We start from the raw sequence: 17,845 nt of genomic DNA on the forward strand, positions 1-17,845 counted from the left end.
TGACCCGTGCTCGTGCTGCATGCGTTGCAGCGCGCTCGTTGTCGTTTCCCGGAGGTCTTATGGAGATGTCTTTCTTCTTGCGTGCAAGGCGCAAGATGGCGTGTGGGTTCGTGTTTGCCCTGGCGCTCAGTGGTCCTGTGCTGGCGGCATCGCCCGCTATCCCGATCAGCTACACAGAAGCCCTACAACGGGCGCTTGCTAACGCCCCAACCCTGCAGGTGCGCCGATCGCAGATCGATGCCAGTACCGAAGAAGCCGCGCGTGCTGGCGCGCTTCCCGACCCACGTTTGATCGTGGGGCTGGCGAACTGGCCCGTCAGCGGACCCGATGCCTTCAGCTTGCGGGCCGATGAGATGACCACCCAGCAAATCGGTCTGATGCAGGAGTTTCCTGCGCGTGCGAAACGACGTGCCGAGCACGCGTTGGCGCAAGCGACGCTGGCGCAAGCGCGCTCACTGTCGATGGCCGAACAGCAGATGGTGGCCCAAGCGGCCGCGCTGGCCTGGATCGAGCTGTGGAGTACGCAGCAAGCCGTAGATGCGTTGGAAGGTCTGCGCGAGCCGGCCCGTATAGCCGAGCGTGCGGCGCGTGCTCGCTTGGCAGGCGGCACGGCCGGGGCCAGTGATGTGCTTGCCGCCCAGGCCGCCCTACTGCAGTTGGACAATCGCCTGGAGCAGGTACATGCGGAGCACGCCGCCGCGCAGGCCGGCCTGGCGCGGTGGTTGGGTATTGCACCAGAGGCGATCTTGGCCAGTGGTGCGGCACCGGATTTTTCGCAGTTGCCATTGGAGCCCACCCAACTGCTGGCCAAACTGGACCAACACACGCCACTACTGGGCTGGGAGGCACGCGAGAGCTTAGCCCAGGCCCAGGTGGATGCGGCCGTGGCCGAAACCCGCCCGGATTGGAGTGTGGAGCTCACCTACGGACGTCGCGAGCGCGCACCCGACGGCATGGCGCGCAGCGACATGCTCATGGTGGAAGTGGGTGTGGGCCTGCCGCTGTTCCAGAAGAACCGCCAAGCACGAGGCATCGCGGCACGGCGGGCCGAGCTGGAGGCGGTGTCCGCAGAGCGCGATGAGGCCCGGCGCATCCAAGCCGAGTCGGTGCAACGCGCGATAGCGCGATGGCGCGGGTTAACCGGCCAGTTGGAGCGCCAGAACACGCAGAGCCTGCCTTTGGCGCGCGATCGTGCACGCACGGCGTTGGCCGCCTACGGCGCCGGTGCCGACCTGCAGCCGTGGCTGGAAGCGCGGCGCGATGAGATCGAATTGCACCTGGAGAACGCCCGTCTGCTGGGCGAACAGGGCCGTGCCTGGGCGGCACTGGCCTATCTGCTACCCCATGAGGAGAACACGCCATGAGCCCGACCAAGACGCGTCTCACACAGCTCGCCGTGGCCCTCGGGTTGCTGGCGCTCGGCTTTGCCGGCGGCTACGCCTGGATGACTCGAACCTCTGATACCACCCCGCCCCCCGGCACGAGCGTCGCAGATCAAGCACGCAAGGTGCTGTACTGGTACGACCCCATGGCGCCGGAGCAGCGATTCGACAAGCCGGGCAAATCTCCGTTCATGGATATGGAGTTGCTGCCCAAATACGCAGATGAGGCCATAGGGGGCGGAACGCAGATCGATCCGCGCCTGCAGCAGAACGTGGGCATACGCACTCAGGAAGTGACGGTAGAGTTACTAGGGACTGCCGTACGCGTGCCGGGCACACTGACGTGGGATCTGACCCAGGAAAGCGTGATCAGTGCGCGCATGGAAGGCTTGATCACCCACGTGCAGGTAAAGGCGCCGTTTACCGAGGTTCGTCGTGGTCAAACGCTGGCCACCGTGCAGGCCCCGGCATGGAACGCGGCCATCGCCGAAGCACATGCCCTGAGCCAAGCTCAGTCCGCGGGCGCGCGTGAGCTGCAGGGTGCGGCGCAACAACGGTTGCGTTCGTTGGGTGTTCCTTCTGGCGCCTCGGCCAGAAGTGGCGTCGTGCTTAGCGCAGACCACAGTGGTGTCGTGACCGAGATCCTGGCACGCGAGGGACAGACGGTGATGCCCGGTACGCCACTGTTCAAGATCAATGGGCTGGACACGTTGTGGCTGGAGGCCTCGGTACCCCAGGCAGCGCTGGGCACCTTGCGGCCGGGGACCTCAGTGCAGGCCACGGTCAGTGCCTGGCCGGCAGAGCGCTTTGCCGGACAGATCCAGGCGTTGCTTCCCCAGGTCGACATGGCTAGTCGCACGCAGCGGGCGCGAATTGTGCTGCGCAACCCGCAGCGTCGGCTGGTGCCGGGCATGTTCGCCGAGGTTCTGGTGCAGCCCGACGCCGAGCAGGCCCTGCCAGTCGTTCCCACGGAGGCGCTGATCGCCACCGGGCGGGACAGCCGGGTCATCGTGCAGGATCCGGACGGGAGCTTCCGGCCAGTGCGGGTGAGTGTGGGACGTAGCGTGCAAGGGCGCACGCAGATCGTGGCAGGCTTGGCCGGTGGTGAACGCGTGGTCGTCTCGGGTCAGTTCTTGCTCGACTCCGAAGCCAGTCTCTCCGGTGCGTTGGAGCGCCTGGGTGCTGCACAACCGACACGCCCTGCCAGCGCATCAGGTGTGCACGAGCGCCATGACGCCGGGCACGAACCACGCACTGTCGTGCCGTCACCGTCCAGACAGCCGGCGCCTGTCGCGCCAGACACCTCCACCTCTACGCCGCCGCGCTGCCCGGTGCAGTACTGGTATGACCCGATGGTGCCGGAGAAGCATTTCGACAAGCCGGGCAAGTCACCGTTCATGGATATGCAGTTGGTACCCAAGTTCGGCCCCGCCGCAGCCGCTGATTGCCAGGCAAGCGAGGTCATGTCCGAAGCGATGGAGGGCACACCATGATCGCGCGCCTGATCCATGCTTGCATCGCCAATCGCGTGCTGGTGCTGGTTGCCGCCGCGCTGCTGGCGGTGGTCGGTATCTGGTCGGTAAAGAACACGCCGCTGGATGCGCTGCCGGACCTGTCCGATACCCAGGTCATCATCCGCACGCAATGGGCGGGGCAAACCCCGCGCATCATCGAAGACCAGGTCACCTACCCGTTGGCCACCACGATGTTGTCCGTGCCGGGCGTGAAGGCGGTACGCGGCTTCTCCTTCTTCGGTGATTCATTCGTCTACATCCTGTTTGACGATGCCACTGATCTTTACTGGGCGCGCTCTCGAGTGCTCGAGTACTTGAGCCAGGTACGCGATCGACTTCCGCCGAATGTGAATCCGGCGCTGGGTCCTGATGCGACAGGACTGGGCTGGATCTACCAGTACGCCTTGGTGGATCGGACAGGTCAACGTGATGTGGGGCAGCTGCGTGCGTTGCAGGACTGGTTTCTTCGTTATGAGCTAAAAACCGTGCCGGACGTGGCTGAAGTAGCCAGTGTGGGCGGTGCGGTGCGCGCCTGGCAGATCCAGCCCGATCCGCAGGCGTTGGCGGCCCGTGGACTGACGGTGGCCGAGCTCATCGAGGCGGTGGATGCGGCCAACGGCGCTACCGGGGGCTCGGTGATCGAACAAGGCGAAGCCGAACTGATGGTGCGCAGCGAAGGCTACCTGCGCACACAGGAGGCGTTCGAACAGGTGCCGGTAACCGGCAACGACGGCATCCCCGTCCTGCTCGGCGAGGTGGCCACGATCAGTCGCGGGCCGGTCTTCCGTCGTGGTATCGCAGAGTTGGATGGTCAAGGTGAGGTGGCCGGCGGCGTGATCGTCCTGCGGACCGGCAAGGATGCCTTGGGGGCCATTCGGAACGTCAAAGCGCGACTGCAGGCGTTGCAATCCAGCTTGCCCGAGGGCGTGGAAGTGGTGCCGGTGTACGACCGCTCCGAGCTGATCCAGGATGCGGTACGCAACCTCACCCACAAGCTTGGCGAAGAGTTTCTGGTCGTAGCGCTGGTATGCCTGCTGTTCCTGTGGCACCTACGCTCGGCGTTGGTGGCCGTCATCACCCTGCCTTTGGGTATCCTGGCGGCCTTCATCGTGATGCACGCCCAGGGGATCTCCGCCAACTTGCTGTCATTAGGCGGCATCGCCATCGCCATTGGTGCGATGGTCGATGCAGCGGTGGTGATGATCGAAAATGCACACAAGCATCTGGAGCACTGGCGGGAGGCGCACGGCCGGGAACCTCAGGGTGAGGAGCGCTGGCAGCTGATGGCCCGCTCGGCGGCCGAGGTCGGACCGGCCCTGTTCGCCAGCTTGCTGGTCATCACCCTGTCTTTCGTGCCGGTTTTTGCCCTGCAGGCGCAGGAAGGGCGATTGTTCTCGCCTCTGGCCTACACCAAGACCTACGCGATGGCCGCCGCAGCAGGGTTGTCGGTGACCTTGATCCCCGTCTTGATGGGCTACCTGATCCGCGGCCGCATCCGCCCGGAACAGCAGAACCCCATCAATCGCATCCTGATCGCTGGCTATCGGCCCATCCTGCTGTGGGTCCTCAAACATCCCGGTGTCACCTTGCTGCTCAGCGGCCTGCTGCTAGTGCTCACCTTGATCCCCTTTAGCCGGTTGGGCAGTGAGTTCATGCCGCCCTTGGAAGAAGGCAGCCTGTTGTACATGCCCACGGCCCTGCCCGGCCTGTCCGCCGACAAGGCCCGTCAGTTGCTCCAGCTCTCGGGCCGGATGATCAAGACCGTACCGGAGGTTGAGCACGTGTTCGGCAAGGCGGGCCGTGCCGAAAGTGCGACCGATCCGGCACCGATCGAAATGTTTGAGACCACCGTGACCTTCAAGCCGCGGGATCAATGGCGCCCGGGCATGACCCCCCAGAAGCTACGCCAGGAGTTGGACGCAGCGGTCAAGATTCCCGGTCTGACCAACCTATGGGTCCCGCCCATTCGCAATCGCATCGATATGTTGGCCACCGGCATCAAGAGCCCGATTGGGATCAAGGTCTCCGGACCCGATGTGGAGCAGATCGAGCGCCTGAGCCAGCAGATCGAGCAGGTGGCCAAGACTGTGCCCGGCGTGAGTTCGGCACTGGCCGAACGCGTCACGGGTGGGCGCTATGTCGATGTACAGGTGCGCCCGGAAATCGCTGCACGTTACGGATTCACTCAAGGCCAACTCCAGCAACTGATTGCCACGGTCGTTGGCGGTGATCCAATCGGGGAAACGATCGAGGGGCGCGAACGCTATCCCATCGTCTTGCGCTACCCCCGTGGCCAGCGTGACTCGTTGCAGGCCTTGCAGGATCTGCCGCTGATCGCGCCAGGCGGTGTGCAACTGACCTTGAGCCAGGTGGCGGAGCTGTCAATCAGCCCAGGCCCGCCGATGCTCAAGAGCGATAACGGCCGGTTGGTGGGCTACATCTACGTGGATGTGGCCGATCGCGACTTGGGATCGGTGGTCCAGGACCTGCAAGCCGCGGTGCAGACCCAGGTGAGTTTGCCTGCCGGCTATGGTCTGGCGTGGTCGGGGCAGTACGAGTATCTGCAACGGGCTTTGGCACGCCTGCAATGGGTGGTGCCCGCGGCGTTGGCGATCATCTTCCTGGTCATCTGGATGGTGTTTCGCCGGCTTAGCGATGTATCCATCATCCTGCTCAGCTTGCCCTTGGCGTTGGTGGGCGGTTTCTGGTTGATCTGGGGGCTGGGCCATGCGATTTCGGTGGCCAGCATGATCGGATTCATCGCCCTGGGCGGCGTTGCGGCTGAGTTCGGCGTCATCATGCTGCTGTACCTGCGTCATGCCTGGGAGCAGCGCTTGGCCAGCGGTGCGCCGGAAGATGTGTCTACCCTGCAAGAGGCTATCTACGAAGGCGCCGTGCAACGGGTGCGCCCGAAGGCGATGACGGTAGCCGTCATCCTGGCCGGGTTGTTTCCGCTTTTCGTCGGTGCCGGTGCCGGCTCGGAGGTCATGCAACGTATCGCCGCGCCGATGCTGGGTGGCATGCTCACCGCACCGGTGCTCTCTATGGTGGTGATTCCCGCAGCGTTCTATCTAGTGCGGCGACGTGGATTGCGCGCGGCGCGGGGCGACCAATGAGAGACAGACTGAGCACTTGAGGTAAGTCCCCACAAAAAGACGCCAGTCATGGAAGAAGTCATGACTGGCGTCAAAGGGGAGAGTACCGCCTACATGCTTACTTATCAGTGCCCGGCGTGCGGGGAAATCTCAAAGCTCAGCGACGCCCGATCCGACACAAAATCCAAACCCTTTTGTGTAGAGGGCACAATGTGATTGGTGTGGATGTACCAGGTCTTGGCGGTGGTCACCTGGAAACTGGCTTGGCCTTGGGCATCGGTGCGCAGGAGCGTAGCGCTACCGTGCCCACCCTTGACCGGTGCGTCAGCACGATGACCGACGTACACGCGTAGGTTGGGCACTGGCGTGCCCTGCTGCAGCACCTGGAACGACAGCTGTTCGCCGACCTTCACGCTTCCAGGATTGCGGGCCAAGCGGATCTCCAGCGGATAGCCCAGCGAGGCAGCGAAATCGTCGGTCAGTTTTGTGCCCACCTGTCCAATGGTACGAGCATGCTTGGTATAGCTATAGGTGACCCCTTTGGGAAACTTGCTCGCATCATAGGTGGCCAGGGTATCGGGCAAGTCTTCCAACTCCAGGTACTTGCCGAACTCGCTGGCCGTACGCGTGCTGGTGGAGGCCATCGTCGAGACCCCCAGCAGATAGGTGCCCTCGCCCGCCGGATGCACGGTGAGCTGGCTCTGCTTGCCGACCTCTTTCCAACTGGCCAAGTCCGGTGCAGCCTTAGCGCCGCCCTGACTCAGCGAAACGTCCTGTAGACGCGCTCGGGTGACTGCACCTGCACTTTCATCGAAGGTGCCATTGTTCACCAACGCTGTGTTCGCCTCGCCCGCTGCGGTGCCAGGCTTGGAGAAAGCGACAAACAGGTCGTGCGCACCGGCACTGCCGGCCACAGCGAACAGCAGTAGTGTGGCGGATAGTTGCGTGTTTCTCATGATGTGTAGCTCCTCGTGATCGTGGCTTACCAGTGGTAACCAAAGCGGACATTCCAGCGACGACCCAGCAAGTCGTACGTCATGGTGTCGGTGTCGGTGTTGGGGTTGTTCTTCACGAACGGCGCCTTCTTATCGAGCACTTTTTCAACGCCGGCGGAGATATCCCACTTCTTCTTGATGCCGTAGCTCAGTTGCAGGCTGTGGTACACCACGCTGGACACATGCGAGCCGATCGTGTCGGGCACGGCGATGATGTCGTCCGCGCTGCCGATGTACTGCGCCGAATAGACGCCGGTCCAACGGTTCTTGCCCATACGCAGTGAGCCCAAGCCACGCCACTGGGTGTAGCTACCCAAGCCGCTGGTGATCTTGCCGGCGTACTCAATGGTGGTGGCCCCGGGCGTGAGCGCCCCCAACCCACGCGGGGTGAGTCTGGAGGTCCTGGAAGCCCTGCTGGATCTGGTCATGGCCTCGGGCAAGGTACGTGTGGTCGACGTGGCGGAACTGTGTCCGCCCCTGGATCCGGATCAAGCCACCGCACGTGTGGCCGCGCGTTTGATCCACCGAATGGTCAGTGCGCAGGCTCAGTGAAGTGATATCGGCTGGCAAAAGGCAGTGAGCTAATGGGAACGCTCAGCCAGCAACTGCTTCATTTGCGCGATCTCCTGTGTCTGCGAGGTAATAATGTCCTGGCAGAGCTTCACCAACTCAGGATCCTTCAGACGATTCTCCTCACACATCAGGATGGCGCCAGCGTGGTGGGGAATCATCGAACGGATGAACTGTTTGTCAGTGACCGCTGCTTGAGTGCGAATGCCCCACCAGCAGAACAGCATGAACGCCACCGTCAGACCAGCCAGAATCAGATTGCGTCGGCGATCGGGGTACATGCTGGACATTAGCCACAGCTCGATCAGCAGCATGGGAGCGGCCATCAGGCCCGCCATGTAGAACTGGTTCACGTTGTTATAGACGTTAGCCCACTGATCGACCATTGCGTACATCAATGCGTACATGGCCACGAAAGACAGGCCCATCATCAACAACAGGCGGCCGTAATGGCCTTGATGCCCTTGTTGTGCCTGGTGGGCAGGTTGGTGTGAGGCGTGCGGTTTTGCGTGCTGGGACTGCGGGTCTTGCGCGTTTTCGTGCGTACCGTGCGAAGAGGACATAACAATCTCCGTGGGAATGGCAGAACGGCGGAAGAACCCGCGAACTGTTGGAACAGCTCCCGGGCTGAGAACACTTACATACCCTTGCCGGCAGCGAATTCCTGCGGGCTCAGCTTGCCATCTTTGTTGCTATCGAGCATGCCAAAGTGCGGCGCCAGCTTGTGCTTGGCCAGTTCTTCCTTGGACAGCGAGCCGTCCTTGTTGGCATCGAGCTTGGTGAAATCGGCATCGGCCGCCGCCGGCTTGTGCTGACCGTGGTCGGTGGTGGGCGTGGTGGTCTGGCCGCCGGCGAAGGCCGCGCCCGCCATCAGGAACAAGGCCATCATCGAGAGGGAGGCATAACGCTTCATTGCAGTACTCCTTGTGGGATATGAGCCATCAGTGACAGGAATGGCCGCGCGCAGGCTCATCGGCGCGGTCAGGGTGGGGGGTGGCAACAACGGTGGAGCCGGACAAACGCAGGGCATTGGTGACCACCGAAACCGAGCTCAGGCTCATGGCCAGGGCCGCCATCATCGGACTGAGCAAAAGGCCGAAGCTGGGATACAGCAAGCCGGCGGCGATAGGCACGCCGATGGCGTTGTAGACGAAGGCGAAGCCCAGGTTCTGCTTCATATTGGCCACCGTCAAAGACGAGATGGCACGGGCTTGCACGATGCGCCTCAAATCACCCTTGACCAGGGTGAGCTGGGCGCTGGACATGGCCACATCCGTGCCCGTCCCCATCGCGATGCCCACATCGGCTGCCGCCAGGGCCGGCGCATCGTTGATGCCATCGCCAGCCATGGCCACGCGACGACCCTGGGCTTTGAGTTGCTGGACCAGGTCGGCCTTGTCCTGCGGCTTGACGCCACCACGCACATCCTCGATGCCCAGCGTGCGCCCCACGGCCTCGGCCGTCGCCTGTGCGTCACCGGAGGCCATCACCACGTGCAGGCCATCGGCACGTAGCAGGTTCAAGGCAGGCAAGGTCGTGGCTTTGATGGGATCAGCCACCGCAATGGCGCCGGCCAACCGACCATTGACCGCCAGGAACATCACGCTAGCGCCTTCTTTCCGAAGACGCTCGGCGCTGCTTTGCAAAGGTGCTACATCGGCGCCAACCGACGCCATCAGGCTTTGGTTGCCGAGCACGACATCCTGATCGGACACGCGCCCGCGGACGCCTTGGCCGGTGAGCGAATCAAAATCTTGGGCGGCCACCAGGTTCAAGCCACGTCGCTGGGCTTCAGCCACGATGGCCTCGGCCAAGGGGTGCTCACTGCCCTGCTCCAAGCTGCCGGCCAAACAAAGGATCTGATCGGCGTCGAAGCCGGCGTTGGAGAGCGTGTCGCGAAAGGCTGGACGCCCCTCGGTCAACGTACCGGTCTTGTCCACGATCAACGTGTCGATCAGACGTAGCTGCTCGATCGCCTGAGCATCGCGGAACAGGACCCCGACCTGCGCAGCGCGGCCAGTGGCGACCATGATCGACATGGGGGTAGCCAAACCCAAGGCACACGGGCAAGCAATGATCAGAACCGATACGGCATTGAGGACGGCAAAGGTCCAGGACGGTTCGGGTCCAAACAGACCCCATCCGAAGAACGTGAGCACCGCCGTGGCCAGCACGGCCAGGACAAACCAGTACGCCACCTTGTCCGCCATACGCTGCATCGGCGCGCGGGAGCGCTGGGCTTGGGCTACCAACTGCACAATCTGCGCCAGTACCGTCCCGGATCCGACTTTGTCCGCCCGGATGACTAAGGCGCCCGTCCCGTTGAGCGTGGCGCCTATAACGTGATCACCGACAGCCTTCTCCACCGGAATGGGTTCACCGGTCAGCATCGACTCATCGACACTGGCGCGGCCTTCGATGACTTCCCCATCGACCGGCACCTTCTCGCCCGGTCGTACGCGAAGCAGATCACCCACGTGCACGTGATCCAGCGCAACGTCCTCTTCGCCCCCATCGGGTTTGACGCGGCGAGCCGTCTTGGGCGCCAATCCCAGCAGGGACTTGATGGCCGCCGAGGTTTTGGAACGCGCCCGCAGTTCCAGCAGCTGTCCGAGCAGGGTGAGCGAGACGATGACCGCTGCCGCCTCGAAGTAGACCCCTACCCGTCCATGCTCGCGGAAAGAGTCCGGAAACAGGTCCGGTGCCACGGTGGCCACCACGCTGTAGCCAAACGCGGCGGCCACGCCGATGCCGATCAGCGTCCACATGTTGGGGCTGCGATTGCCGATGGACTGTAGGCAGCGCTCAAAGAAAGGCCACCCCGCCCAGAGCACCACCGGGGCGCTCAGCACGAGCTCAATCCAGGTGCGCGCCTGCGTGGACAAGCCGGGCAGACGGTGTCCCAGCATGGCCAAGACCAGGACGATCAACGTCAAAGGCAACGTCCACCAGAACCTTCGGGTGAAATCGCGTAACTCTGGATTGTCGTCCTCCTCCAGCGAGGGCATCTCCGGCTCCAGCGCCATGCCGCAGATCGGACAGGTGCCGGGACCTGGCTGACGAATCTGCGGATGCATCGGGCAGGTGTAGACCGTGGCGTGGGTACCGCTGGGTTGGGCCACCGCTGCTGGGGCGGTCACTTCAACTTGCTGGGGAGCATCGTCCGTATAGCGGACGGGATTGGTGATGACCCGTCCATCCGCAGCCTCGACAGGGGCTGCGCCTGCAGAATGGTGATGGTCATGGGACGACGGTGAGTTCATGCCGATGCTCGCTTTAGTGGGGATGGACTGCCAAGGCAGTGTGCCATTGCGGGTTACACAGCTATTCGGGGCTGAGCGTCCCGAGCACTGAAACAACAATCAGGATCAAGATGGCCAGCGCGGCCTCAGCCGTAACACTCTGCCGCAAAGCCCGCACCTCCTGCGCGGGATCTCCGCTGGTCAGCGCTCGTTCCAAGCGCGGCACCAGCGTCCATCGGTGCAGCGCTCCCAAACCCAGCATTCCAGCGAACAGGGCCAGTTTGAAAAGCAGCAACTTCCCGTAGGTGCTCTGGAACAGGGCCGAAAACGACCACGCGGTGAGATCCCCGTAGTGCGCGATGCCGGACACGATGAGCGCACCAACGAAGATCGTTCCCAGCGTCGAAAAACCATGCAGAAAGTCATGCGTTGATCGCAGACGCCCGCTGCCGTTCGTCTCTTTGCCGCGCAGCAGCATGGCAAGGAACATCAGGACCGCTGCGATCCAGCCGCCTGCCGCGAGAAGATGGACGATGCCTGCAGCAAGCCGGACCGCGCCTGCCAAGCCCTCGCCAGCGGCGGCGTGGCCGTTCCATGCCAGCGAAGCGAGTGCGCCGCCCGCCAGCATCGCCCCCAGCGGGAAGGCGGTCTCCACCTTCCCGCGGCGACGATGCCATCCGAGCACGAACATCAGGGCGACCAGCAGCGCGCCTCTCGCCATGGCTGCCCGGCCCGCGGACGTCTCGAGCAGATACCAGCCAAGCGATGCGCGATCAACCTCGGCAAGCGGCATTCCCATGATGCCCGCGGTCTTGAAGACGACATCGAGCCCGGTGAGCACGAGACCGGCTACGGCACCCGCCAATAGAACGCCCATGAGTGACCACCCGGCCAAGGCGTCGGCGAGTGCCGATCGACGCGACCCGTACCAACCGAAGAGTGGAACCCCGAAAAGAACCATGATGACAAGGTATTCCAAGAATCTCAGTGCATAAGCCGACAGGTCGAACATTCGCGACTCCTCAGCGCACCGTGAAGCTGAAGCTGCCCGGCATGGGGTGGTTGTCACCACCGACGGCGCGGTATTCCACGGTATAGACGCCCGGAGCCAGCGGTCCAGGCAACTTGGCACGCAGGGTCTTGCCGTTGTTGACGATCTCGGTCGTGAAATTCTCGATCGGCATGGTGGAACTGCCGTGCTTCATGAGCAACTTGAGACGCGACGCCCGCGGAATCAATGTCTCGTTGAACACGAGATCGATCTGGCCTGGCGAGGCCACCACCGCATTTGCCGCCGGTGTGGACTGCTGCAGCGCGGCGTGGGCGTGCGCGACCTGCAGCGAAAACTGCCCGGCCGCGATTGCGAGGACGAGCGCGAAGGAGCGAATGACGTTGGACGACTTCATATGGATAAATCCTCATTGGAATGTGATGCAAAGCCCGTTCGGGAGGGGCCGCGCTGTGTTCGATGCGACAAGCGTTAGATGTCGGACTGTCACTGAAACCACGATTTGTCGGATTTTCTTGATACTTCCGCTTTCGCGAGACGAGGATCCCACCGGCTCAGGCGGGATCCTCGACGCATTACGCTGCCATGGCGCTGCAGCTTTCCGCGCAGCGGCGACAAACTTCGGCGCAGCGCGTCATCTCAGGGTCGTTCATGGCGTCGCATGCATCGGCGCACTGGCGGCAGATCTCCGCGCAGGCACCGCAAACCACGTCGTGAACGCTGGCACCGCGCAGCATCGCGTCGGCACTGGTTGCGCAGGTATCGGCACACGTCGCCAACAGGGCGATGTGCTCCGGGGCCGCGTGAACACCTCCTTTGGTCAGGCAGTAGTTGATGGTCTCCAGGCAGATCGCATGGCATTGCGTGCAGTTGTCGATGCACTCGTTCATGGCCTGGGGCCGGTGTGCTGCGGAATGGTGAGTCATGTAGTTCTCCTTCTTCCTCGCGGGCGAGAATCGGCGCGCCCGCAACACCGTCCCCTGTTGCTGCGACGGATCAGTGCTGTGCGAACGGTTCAGTGGTTCCGTCGCGATGTATCAGCTCGACCGTGAACGGCTGCTGGCGTCCCTCCGGGACCTCCATGCCCGGAGAACCAAGCGGCATCCCTGGGAGGACCAGGCCGCGTGCGTTCGGCTTTTCTTCGAGGAGACGCTTGATGTCCGCGGCCGGAACGTGGCCTTCGATGACGTATCCGCCGATCTCGGCCGTGTGGCAGGAGCCCTTTGCATAGGGGACACCCAACCGCTCCTTGACCAGACCCAGGTCATCCATGTCGTGCACATCCACGGTGAATCCCGCCTTCTGCACGTGGTCGATCCAGACACCGCAGCACCCGCAGGTCGGGGTCTTGTGGACGGTCATGCGTGGCAGGGCTGCTGGAGTCGCGTCGGCTGATTGGACGACAACCTGTGCGGAGGGCGAGGTTGTGGGTTGCGCGGATGAAGCATCCTGGGTGCAAGCACCCAGACCAGCCACGGCAAGGACCACAAAAGTCAGACGGTGCAATGTGAGCGTAGTCATTTCAATCTCTCGACTCAGCGCTTGGTCCGCGAGGACCAGTGGATGTGGACGATCCGCCAGCCGTCCGCGGTCTCCTTCAGCACCATCGTCTCGTCGCTCTGGACGGTCAGTGGCTGGCCGTCCTTCTGGGCATGCAACTCGCTTTCGGTTCCGACCCACGCGAACTCGCCAGCGGCTCGTGCGCGCTGACGGAGCAGCTGGCGATGGGCGCCCTTGAGGAACGCCGCATCGCTGACTGCGTGATGGCCCATGTATTCCTCGCGGCTGCGTTCGGCGCCCCCGGACTCGAGGATGAGAACGTCGGCAGCGAGCAGGGCTTCGACCGTGGCCAGATCGCCGCTAGACAGGGCCCTGTTGAAACGCTCCGCTACGGCGACCGCGGCCTCTGCAGTGACTGGGACGTCGACGTCCGCAGATGCCGCGGCAGCGGGGTGATGTGCGTGCGGCTGTGTCGCCTGCGCCATTGCGGGGGACACGACGGCCAGTGCCAGTGCGAGGGTGAACGAGATTGCTGTTGCGTTCATTGCGTGGGCTCCAAGAAGATCAATGGGGGTGCGCATGGCCGTCATCGGCCACGGGCGTGTGTGGTGCAGGGTGCGACTCCACCTTGCCGTCGGGATGGCCGTGGCTCACCAACCCGACTTCCGTGTCGCTGGGTGTCGGGCCGTGGTGATCGTCGTCCACGCCCGGCGGGTGCGCATGCGGCATGGAGTTGTTGCCCGGCTCGAATAAGGCAGGGTGATCCTCGGCCTTTTCGTCGTCATGGTGGCCTTGCGTCTCGCCGCCGCCATGCGAATGGCCCTCGCTGCTGTCGACAAGTTCCTTGTACGCAGTCGCGTCCAGCGTGGGCAACTTCTGCAGGAAGGCCGACATGTTCCATATGAACTCATCGTCCATGCTGCCGCCCCAAGCGGGCATGCCGCTGGCCTTGATGCCGTGCTTGATCACCCAGAACGCCTCAGCTGGAGCGACCGGCTGTTTGCTTAGGTTCGGTGGCGCGGGGTACAGGCCCTTGCTCATCTCGGTGGCCGCCGCGTCTGGTGAAAGATGGCAGGTCACGCACATGGCGTTGTAGTTGCCCGCACCCTGGCGGATACGCTCAGGATCATCAAGGTTCGTGGGTAGCTGAAGCTTGGCGGCGCGCACCTCAATGGAACGCTCGCGCGCCGTTTCAAGTAGCGCATACACCGGGCGACTATGCGGATCGTCGGCGGCCACGTTGTACACGCCCAGAGAGAGCGTGGCGGTTGCGACCACCGCAACCAATGCCACGCCGGCACCGAGCCATACCCACATCTTTTTGTTGGATTTCATTGTCAGTTCCCCTTAGAACCAGGTACGAAGGCCGATGACCAAGCGCGTGTCTTCAAAGGACTCGCCATGCTCGCGTCGCATGTCTGCGGTATTGCCAAACGCGCGCTCGTACACCACGCCGATGTAGGGAGCGAACTTTCGGGTGAACTCATAGCGAAGTCGTAGCCCCGCCTCAGCGGCACTCAGACCCGAACCTATCCCGCGCAATGGATCGTTCTTGCCATAGGCGGTGACTTCCACCAGCGGCTGCAAGATCAGCCGGTTGGTTAGCAGCAATTCGTACTCGGCCTCGACATTGGCGGCAGTCTGGCCCCCTTCGCCGAGATAGGCTGTGGCGGACACTTCGAACTTCATCGGCGCCAAGCCCTGTACACCGATAGCGGCGAAGTTCTGCGATGCCCCAGGCTTGAAGTCATGACGCACACCGGCCACCACATCCCACCACGTGGAGATACTGCGGCCGTAAAGCACTTCCAGATCAGCCGACTCGGTCTGACCATCCGTGCGTTCGCCTTCACTGCGGAGCCAGACGCGATTGAGGTCCGTACCGATCCAGCCCTGGCCCTCCCAGCCCAGCCCGGTGCCCGGATCGGCATCCCAGGTTTCCAGGCGATTGAGCAGCACGTAGCTCTTGATCGAGTTGTCATGCACCGGATGCGCGTGTTCCGGCGCGATGGCCGCCTTGCGATCCGCGTCCGTCACCGCGGGAATCGGGGTGCGCGGCTGCGTTGGCGCTGCAGGCCCGTGTCCCATCTGACTGTGGTCCATGCCCTCCATCGATTGCATTCCCGCTTCTGGTGTAGCGGCGCGGGCGAATCATGGCCCATCTGCGAATGGTCCATCCCCTGCATCGCAGGCGTGGCCGTGCCGGAGGTGTCGGCTGCAGCGGGCTGTGCCATCTGACTGTGATCCATGCCCTGCATCGACTGCGCCTGCGCTGTGGGCGCCGCAGGTGTGCTCGCGGGCGAGCCGTGCCCCATCTGCGAATGGTCCATGCCCTGCATGGCAGGCTCGGCTGCGTTAGCCTGCGGCTCGGCGTGGCCCATCGCCGCATGATCGATCGTCGCTTCGCTCGTCTTGGCCGGTGTTGCAGGCTTTTGGGCTGGCGCAGGTTTTGATGTCGGTGCCTGATGTGCAGAGTGATCCTGAGTCTGGGTCTGCGCGCCCTGCTCCATCTGCATGGAGCCGTGCTGCATAGATTGGGCGCTGGCCGCATTGGCCAGGGCCAGCGAGATAGCCGTCAGCGCAGTCAGGGTGGTATCGCGTCTATTGATGTTCATTCGTCGACCCTCACCGTGCGCATCATTCCGGCTTCCATGTGATAAAGCAGGTGGCAATGGAACGCCCAGCTGCCCAACGCATCGGCACGCACGCGATACGTGCGTCGGCTACCTGGCGGCATATCCACCGTGTGCTTGCGCACCATGAAGTTGCCGTTGTCGTCCTCCACGTCACTCCACATGCCGTGCAAATGGATGGGATGGGTCATCATCGTGTCGTTAACCAATACGATGCGCATACGCTCGCCGTAGTTCAGCCGCAGCGGCTCGACATCGGAAAACTTCTGACCGTTGAAGCCCCAGGAGAATTTCTCCATGTGTCCGGTCAGATGCAGCTCGATCTCGCGACCGGGGTCGCGTCCGTCAGGGTCTTCAAAGGTGCTCTTGAGCATGGAATACGTCAGCACATGACGGCCGTTATCGCGCAGGCCATTGCCCGGATCATCCAAGCGCGAACTCACGCTCATGGCTTGGTTGTCCAACAGGGGATTGTTGGTCTCGCTAGCAGGGTGTGATTGCATGCCCCCGTGCTGCATGCCTGCCATGGCACCATCGCCGGCGGCGGGCATCGCATGGCCTGCATGGGCCGAGGTCGCGTTACCGCTGACAGGTGGGGTCATGCCAGGCATGCCCATGGCCGCACCACAGCCGCCTTCCATGCCCTTGCTGCCGCCAGACATATCCATCGACCCATGATCCATGCCCATGTCTGCCATCGTCAGCAGCGGCCGGGGATCCACAGACGGAACGGGCGCGCGTAATCCTTCGCGCACAGCGAGCGTGCCGCTGATGTAGCCGGTGCGACCGGAGTCTTGGGCAAAGATGGTGAATGCGTCCTGCCCGGAGGGCTCCACGATCACATCGAAGGTTTCTGCTACCGCGATGCGGAACTCGTCGACGGAAACCGGATGGACATACAAGCCATCTGCCGCCACCACGGTCATCTTCAGCCCCGGAATACGCACATCGAAGTACGTCATGGCAGAGCCATTGATGAAACGCAGGCGCACCTTCTCGCCACTGCGGAACAAACCGGTCCAGTTGCCCAGTGAGGTCGTGCCGTTCATCAGGTAGGTGTAGGTGTTGGCGTTGACGTCGGACAGGTCCGTGGGCGTCATCCGCATCACGCCCCACATCTTGCGATCTTCCAACGTGGCCGACAGGCCGTTGCGCTTCACATCGCGCGCAAAATCGCCGACCGTGCGCTTGTAGTAATTGTCATGGCCCGGCATCTTCTTCAAACGATCGAACAGGGCCGTCGGGTCCAGGTCTGTCCAATCGCTCAGCATCACGACGTAGTCGCGATCGAAACTGAAGGGCTCCGGCTCCAATGGGTCGATGACGATCGGGCCATAGAGCCCGGCTTGTTCCTGGAACCCTGAGTGGCTGTGGTACCAGTAGGTTCCGCCCTGATGCAGGGTGAACCGGTAGTGGTAGGTCTCACCACGTCCGATACCGTCAAAGCTCAGACCCGGCACGCCGTCCATGTTGGCCGGCAAAATGATGCCGTGCCAATGGATGGAGGTGTCCGCGCCATGGATGGAGTTAGCGGGCAATGCATTAGAGACGCGCAAGTTGACCGTGGTGCCTTCCCGCCACCGCAGCAACGGCGCCGGAACGGACCCGTTGACCGTGATCGCGGTGCGGGTCTTGCCGGTGAAGTTCATCGGCGTCTCGCCAATGGTCAGGTCAAACTCAGTGCCCGATAGTACGTTGGGTTGTCCCGGCCCCTTGAGCGCCCAACTGGCTTTGGGCCAGAAACCTAATCCTGCGACTGCGCCTCCCAAGGCCAAGCCTTGGACAAATCGCCGCCGCGAAGGCAGCAGCGGTCCACCGCGTGGACCACGAAAATCATCATGCGACATGAAAATGCTCCAAGCGTCGTGTTGCCACCGGCGGGCGGTGGTACAGAGCGGGCGGCTG

The 17,845-nt window shown here is 63.0% G+C and carries 16 protein-coding genes and 1 pseudogene; 4 read left to right on the plus strand and 13 right to left on the minus strand.

From position 1 onward, the window contains the following. Positions 1-59 precede the first annotated feature (59 nt). From FQS62_RS11495 to FQS62_RS11505, 3 genes are read left to right on the plus strand one after another with little or no spacing between them, the layout of a single operon-like run. Entirely contained in the window at positions 60-1,364 is a 1,305-nt protein-coding gene (locus tag FQS62_RS11495) for a TolC family protein (RefSeq protein ID WP_170935783.1), read from the plus strand. After that, the gene (locus FQS62_RS11500) at positions 1,361-2,875 is read left to right on the plus strand and encodes an efflux RND transporter periplasmic adaptor subunit (RefSeq protein ID WP_005413406.1); all 1,515 of its coding nucleotides are present in this window, start codon (positions 1,361-1,363) and stop codon (positions 2,873-2,875) included. The genes FQS62_RS11495 and FQS62_RS11500 overlap by 4 nt, the downstream gene beginning before the upstream one ends. Next, a complete protein-coding gene (locus tag FQS62_RS11505) occupies positions 2,872-6,012 on the plus strand; it encodes an efflux RND transporter permease subunit (protein WP_005413407.1) in 3,141 nt (1,046 codons plus the stop codon). Before FQS62_RS11500 ends, FQS62_RS11505 begins: the two co-directional genes overlap by 4 nt. Before the next feature lie 104 nt (positions 6,013-6,116). Here the strand turns inward: FQS62_RS11505 and FQS62_RS11510 are convergent, their stop codons facing one another. Together FQS62_RS11510 and FQS62_RS11515 are read right to left on the minus strand one after the other, a co-directional pair. Continuing rightward, positions 6,117-6,947: a DUF4198 domain-containing protein gene (locus FQS62_RS11510; RefSeq protein WP_005413408.1), complete on the minus strand. Its 831-nt coding sequence runs from the start codon at positions 6,945-6,947 to the stop codon at positions 6,117-6,119. A 26-nt stretch (positions 6,948-6,973) separates the two neighbouring features. Then, positions 6,974-7,303 (minus strand): TonB-dependent receptor, encoded by a 330-nt coding sequence (locus FQS62_RS11515; RefSeq protein WP_223025135.1) that lies wholly within the window; start codon positions 7,301-7,303, stop codon positions 6,974-6,976. A gap of 46 nt (positions 7,304-7,349) precedes the next feature. Between FQS62_RS11515 and FQS62_RS11520 the strand changes: the two genes are divergently transcribed. Beyond that, positions 7,350-7,538 carry an arginase family protein gene (locus FQS62_RS11520; protein ID WP_187756563.1) on the plus strand — a complete coding sequence of 63 codons (189 nt, stop codon included), beginning with the start codon at positions 7,350-7,352 and terminating at the stop codon, positions 7,536-7,538. A 29-nt stretch (positions 7,539-7,567) separates the two neighbouring features. Here FQS62_RS11520 and FQS62_RS11525 read toward each other — a convergent pair whose 3' ends face one another. The 11 genes and pseudogenes from FQS62_RS11525 to FQS62_RS11580 form a co-directional block, all read right to left on the minus strand. Continuing rightward, the gene (locus FQS62_RS11525) at positions 7,568-8,119 is read right to left on the minus strand and encodes a DUF305 domain-containing protein (RefSeq protein WP_031269107.1); all 552 of its coding nucleotides are present in this window, start codon (positions 8,117-8,119) and stop codon (positions 7,568-7,570) included. A 74-nt stretch (positions 8,120-8,193) separates the two neighbouring features. Next, positions 8,194-8,469, minus strand: a complete 276-nt coding sequence (locus FQS62_RS11530) for a hypothetical protein (RefSeq protein WP_005413412.1) — start codon at positions 8,467-8,469, stop codon at positions 8,194-8,196. A 28-nt stretch (positions 8,470-8,497) separates the two neighbouring features. After that, positions 8,498-10,633 (minus strand): copper-transporting P-type ATPase, encoded by a 2,136-nt coding sequence (locus FQS62_RS11535; RefSeq protein WP_024957401.1) that lies wholly within the window; start codon positions 10,631-10,633, stop codon positions 8,498-8,500. A gap of 247 nt (positions 10,634-10,880) precedes the next feature. Then, entirely contained in the window at positions 10,881-11,810 is a 930-nt protein-coding gene (copD, locus tag FQS62_RS11540; RefSeq protein WP_017354978.1) for a copper homeostasis membrane protein CopD, read from the minus strand. A 10-nt stretch (positions 11,811-11,820) separates the two neighbouring features. Next, positions 11,821-12,204 (minus strand): copper homeostasis periplasmic binding protein CopC, encoded by a 384-nt coding sequence (gene copC, locus FQS62_RS11545; protein WP_005413416.1) that lies wholly within the window; start codon positions 12,202-12,204, stop codon positions 11,821-11,823. Positions 12,205-12,382: 178 nt separating this feature from the next. Further along, on the minus strand, positions 12,383-12,733 hold the full coding sequence (locus tag FQS62_RS11550; RefSeq protein ID WP_012480213.1) for a four-helix bundle copper-binding protein: 351 nt from the start codon (positions 12,731-12,733) through the stop codon (positions 12,383-12,385). A gap of 70 nt (positions 12,734-12,803) precedes the next feature. Continuing rightward, entirely contained in the window at positions 12,804-13,169 is a 366-nt protein-coding gene (locus FQS62_RS11555; RefSeq protein ID WP_019184727.1) for a DUF411 domain-containing protein, read from the minus strand. A 173-nt stretch (positions 13,170-13,342) separates the two neighbouring features. Beyond that, positions 13,343-13,888, minus strand: a complete 546-nt coding sequence (locus tag FQS62_RS11560; protein WP_223224792.1) for a nuclear transport factor 2 family protein — start codon at positions 13,886-13,888, stop codon at positions 13,343-13,345. Continuing rightward, complete coding sequence (locus FQS62_RS11565) at positions 13,872-14,642, minus strand: c-type cytochrome (protein ID WP_005413420.1); 771 nt, start codon at positions 14,640-14,642, stop codon at positions 13,872-13,874. The genes FQS62_RS11560 and FQS62_RS11565 overlap by 17 nt, the downstream gene beginning before the upstream one ends. A gap of 12 nt (positions 14,643-14,654) precedes the next feature. Then, positions 14,655-15,922, minus strand: a pseudogene (locus FQS62_RS22280) (copper resistance protein B). After that, on the minus strand, positions 15,919-17,787 hold the full coding sequence (locus tag FQS62_RS11580; protein WP_012480217.1) for a copper resistance system multicopper oxidase: 1,869 nt from the start codon (positions 17,785-17,787) through the stop codon (positions 15,919-15,921). Before FQS62_RS11580 ends, FQS62_RS22280 begins: the two are co-directional and overlap by 4 nt. Between the last annotated feature and the right edge of the window lie 58 nt (positions 17,788-17,845).

The organism is Stenotrophomonas sp. SBJS02 (assembly GCF_020428325.2).
GTDB lineage: Bacteria > Pseudomonadota > Gammaproteobacteria > Xanthomonadales > Xanthomonadaceae > Stenotrophomonas > Stenotrophomonas africana.

Bases quoted from the DNA above. Each gene is read 5' to 3' on its own strand.
- FQS62_RS11535 (WP_024957401.1), bottom strand. From the start codon at position 10,633: ATGCATCCGCAGATTCGTCAGCCAGGTCCCGGCACCTGTCCGATCTGC.
- FQS62_RS11530 (WP_005413412.1), bottom strand. From the start codon at position 8,469: ATGAAGCGTTATGCCTCCCTCTCGATGATGGCCTTGTTCCTGATGGCG.
- FQS62_RS11505 (WP_005413407.1), top strand. From the start codon at position 2,872: ATGATCGCGCGCCTGATCCATGCTTGCATCGCCAATCGCGTGCTGGTG.
- FQS62_RS11555 (WP_019184727.1), bottom strand. From the start codon at position 13,169: ATGACCGTCCACAAGACCCCGACCTGCGGGTGCTGCGGTGTCTGGATC.
- FQS62_RS11560 (WP_223224792.1), bottom strand. From the start codon at position 13,888: ATGCGCACCCCCATTGATCTTCTTGGAGCCCACGCAATGAACGCAACA.
- FQS62_RS11525 (WP_031269107.1), bottom strand. From the start codon at position 8,119: ATGTCCTCTTCGCACGGTACGCACGAAAACGCGCAAGACCCGCAGTCC.
- copD (WP_017354978.1), bottom strand. From the start codon at position 11,810: ATGTTCGACCTGTCGGCTTATGCACTGAGATTCTTGGAATACCTTGTC.
- FQS62_RS11565 (WP_005413420.1), bottom strand. From the start codon at position 14,642: ATGAAATCCAACAAAAAGATGTGGGTATGGCTCGGTGCCGGCGTGGCA.
- FQS62_RS11495 (WP_170935783.1), top strand. From the start codon at position 60: ATGGAGATGTCTTTCTTCTTGCGTGCAAGGCGCAAGATGGCGTGTGGG.
- FQS62_RS11550 (WP_012480213.1), bottom strand. From the start codon at position 12,733: ATGACTCACCATTCCGCAGCACACCGGCCCCAGGCCATGAACGAGTGC.
- FQS62_RS11510 (WP_005413408.1), bottom strand. From the start codon at position 6,947: ATGAGAAACACGCAACTATCCGCCACACTACTGCTGTTCGCTGTGGCC.
- copC (WP_005413416.1), bottom strand. From the start codon at position 12,204: ATGAAGTCGTCCAACGTCATTCGCTCCTTCGCGCTCGTCCTCGCAATC.
- FQS62_RS11500 (WP_005413406.1), top strand. From the start codon at position 1,361: ATGAGCCCGACCAAGACGCGTCTCACACAGCTCGCCGTGGCCCTCGGG.
- FQS62_RS11580 (WP_012480217.1), bottom strand. From the start codon at position 17,787: ATGTCGCATGATGATTTTCGTGGTCCACGCGGTGGACCGCTGCTGCCT.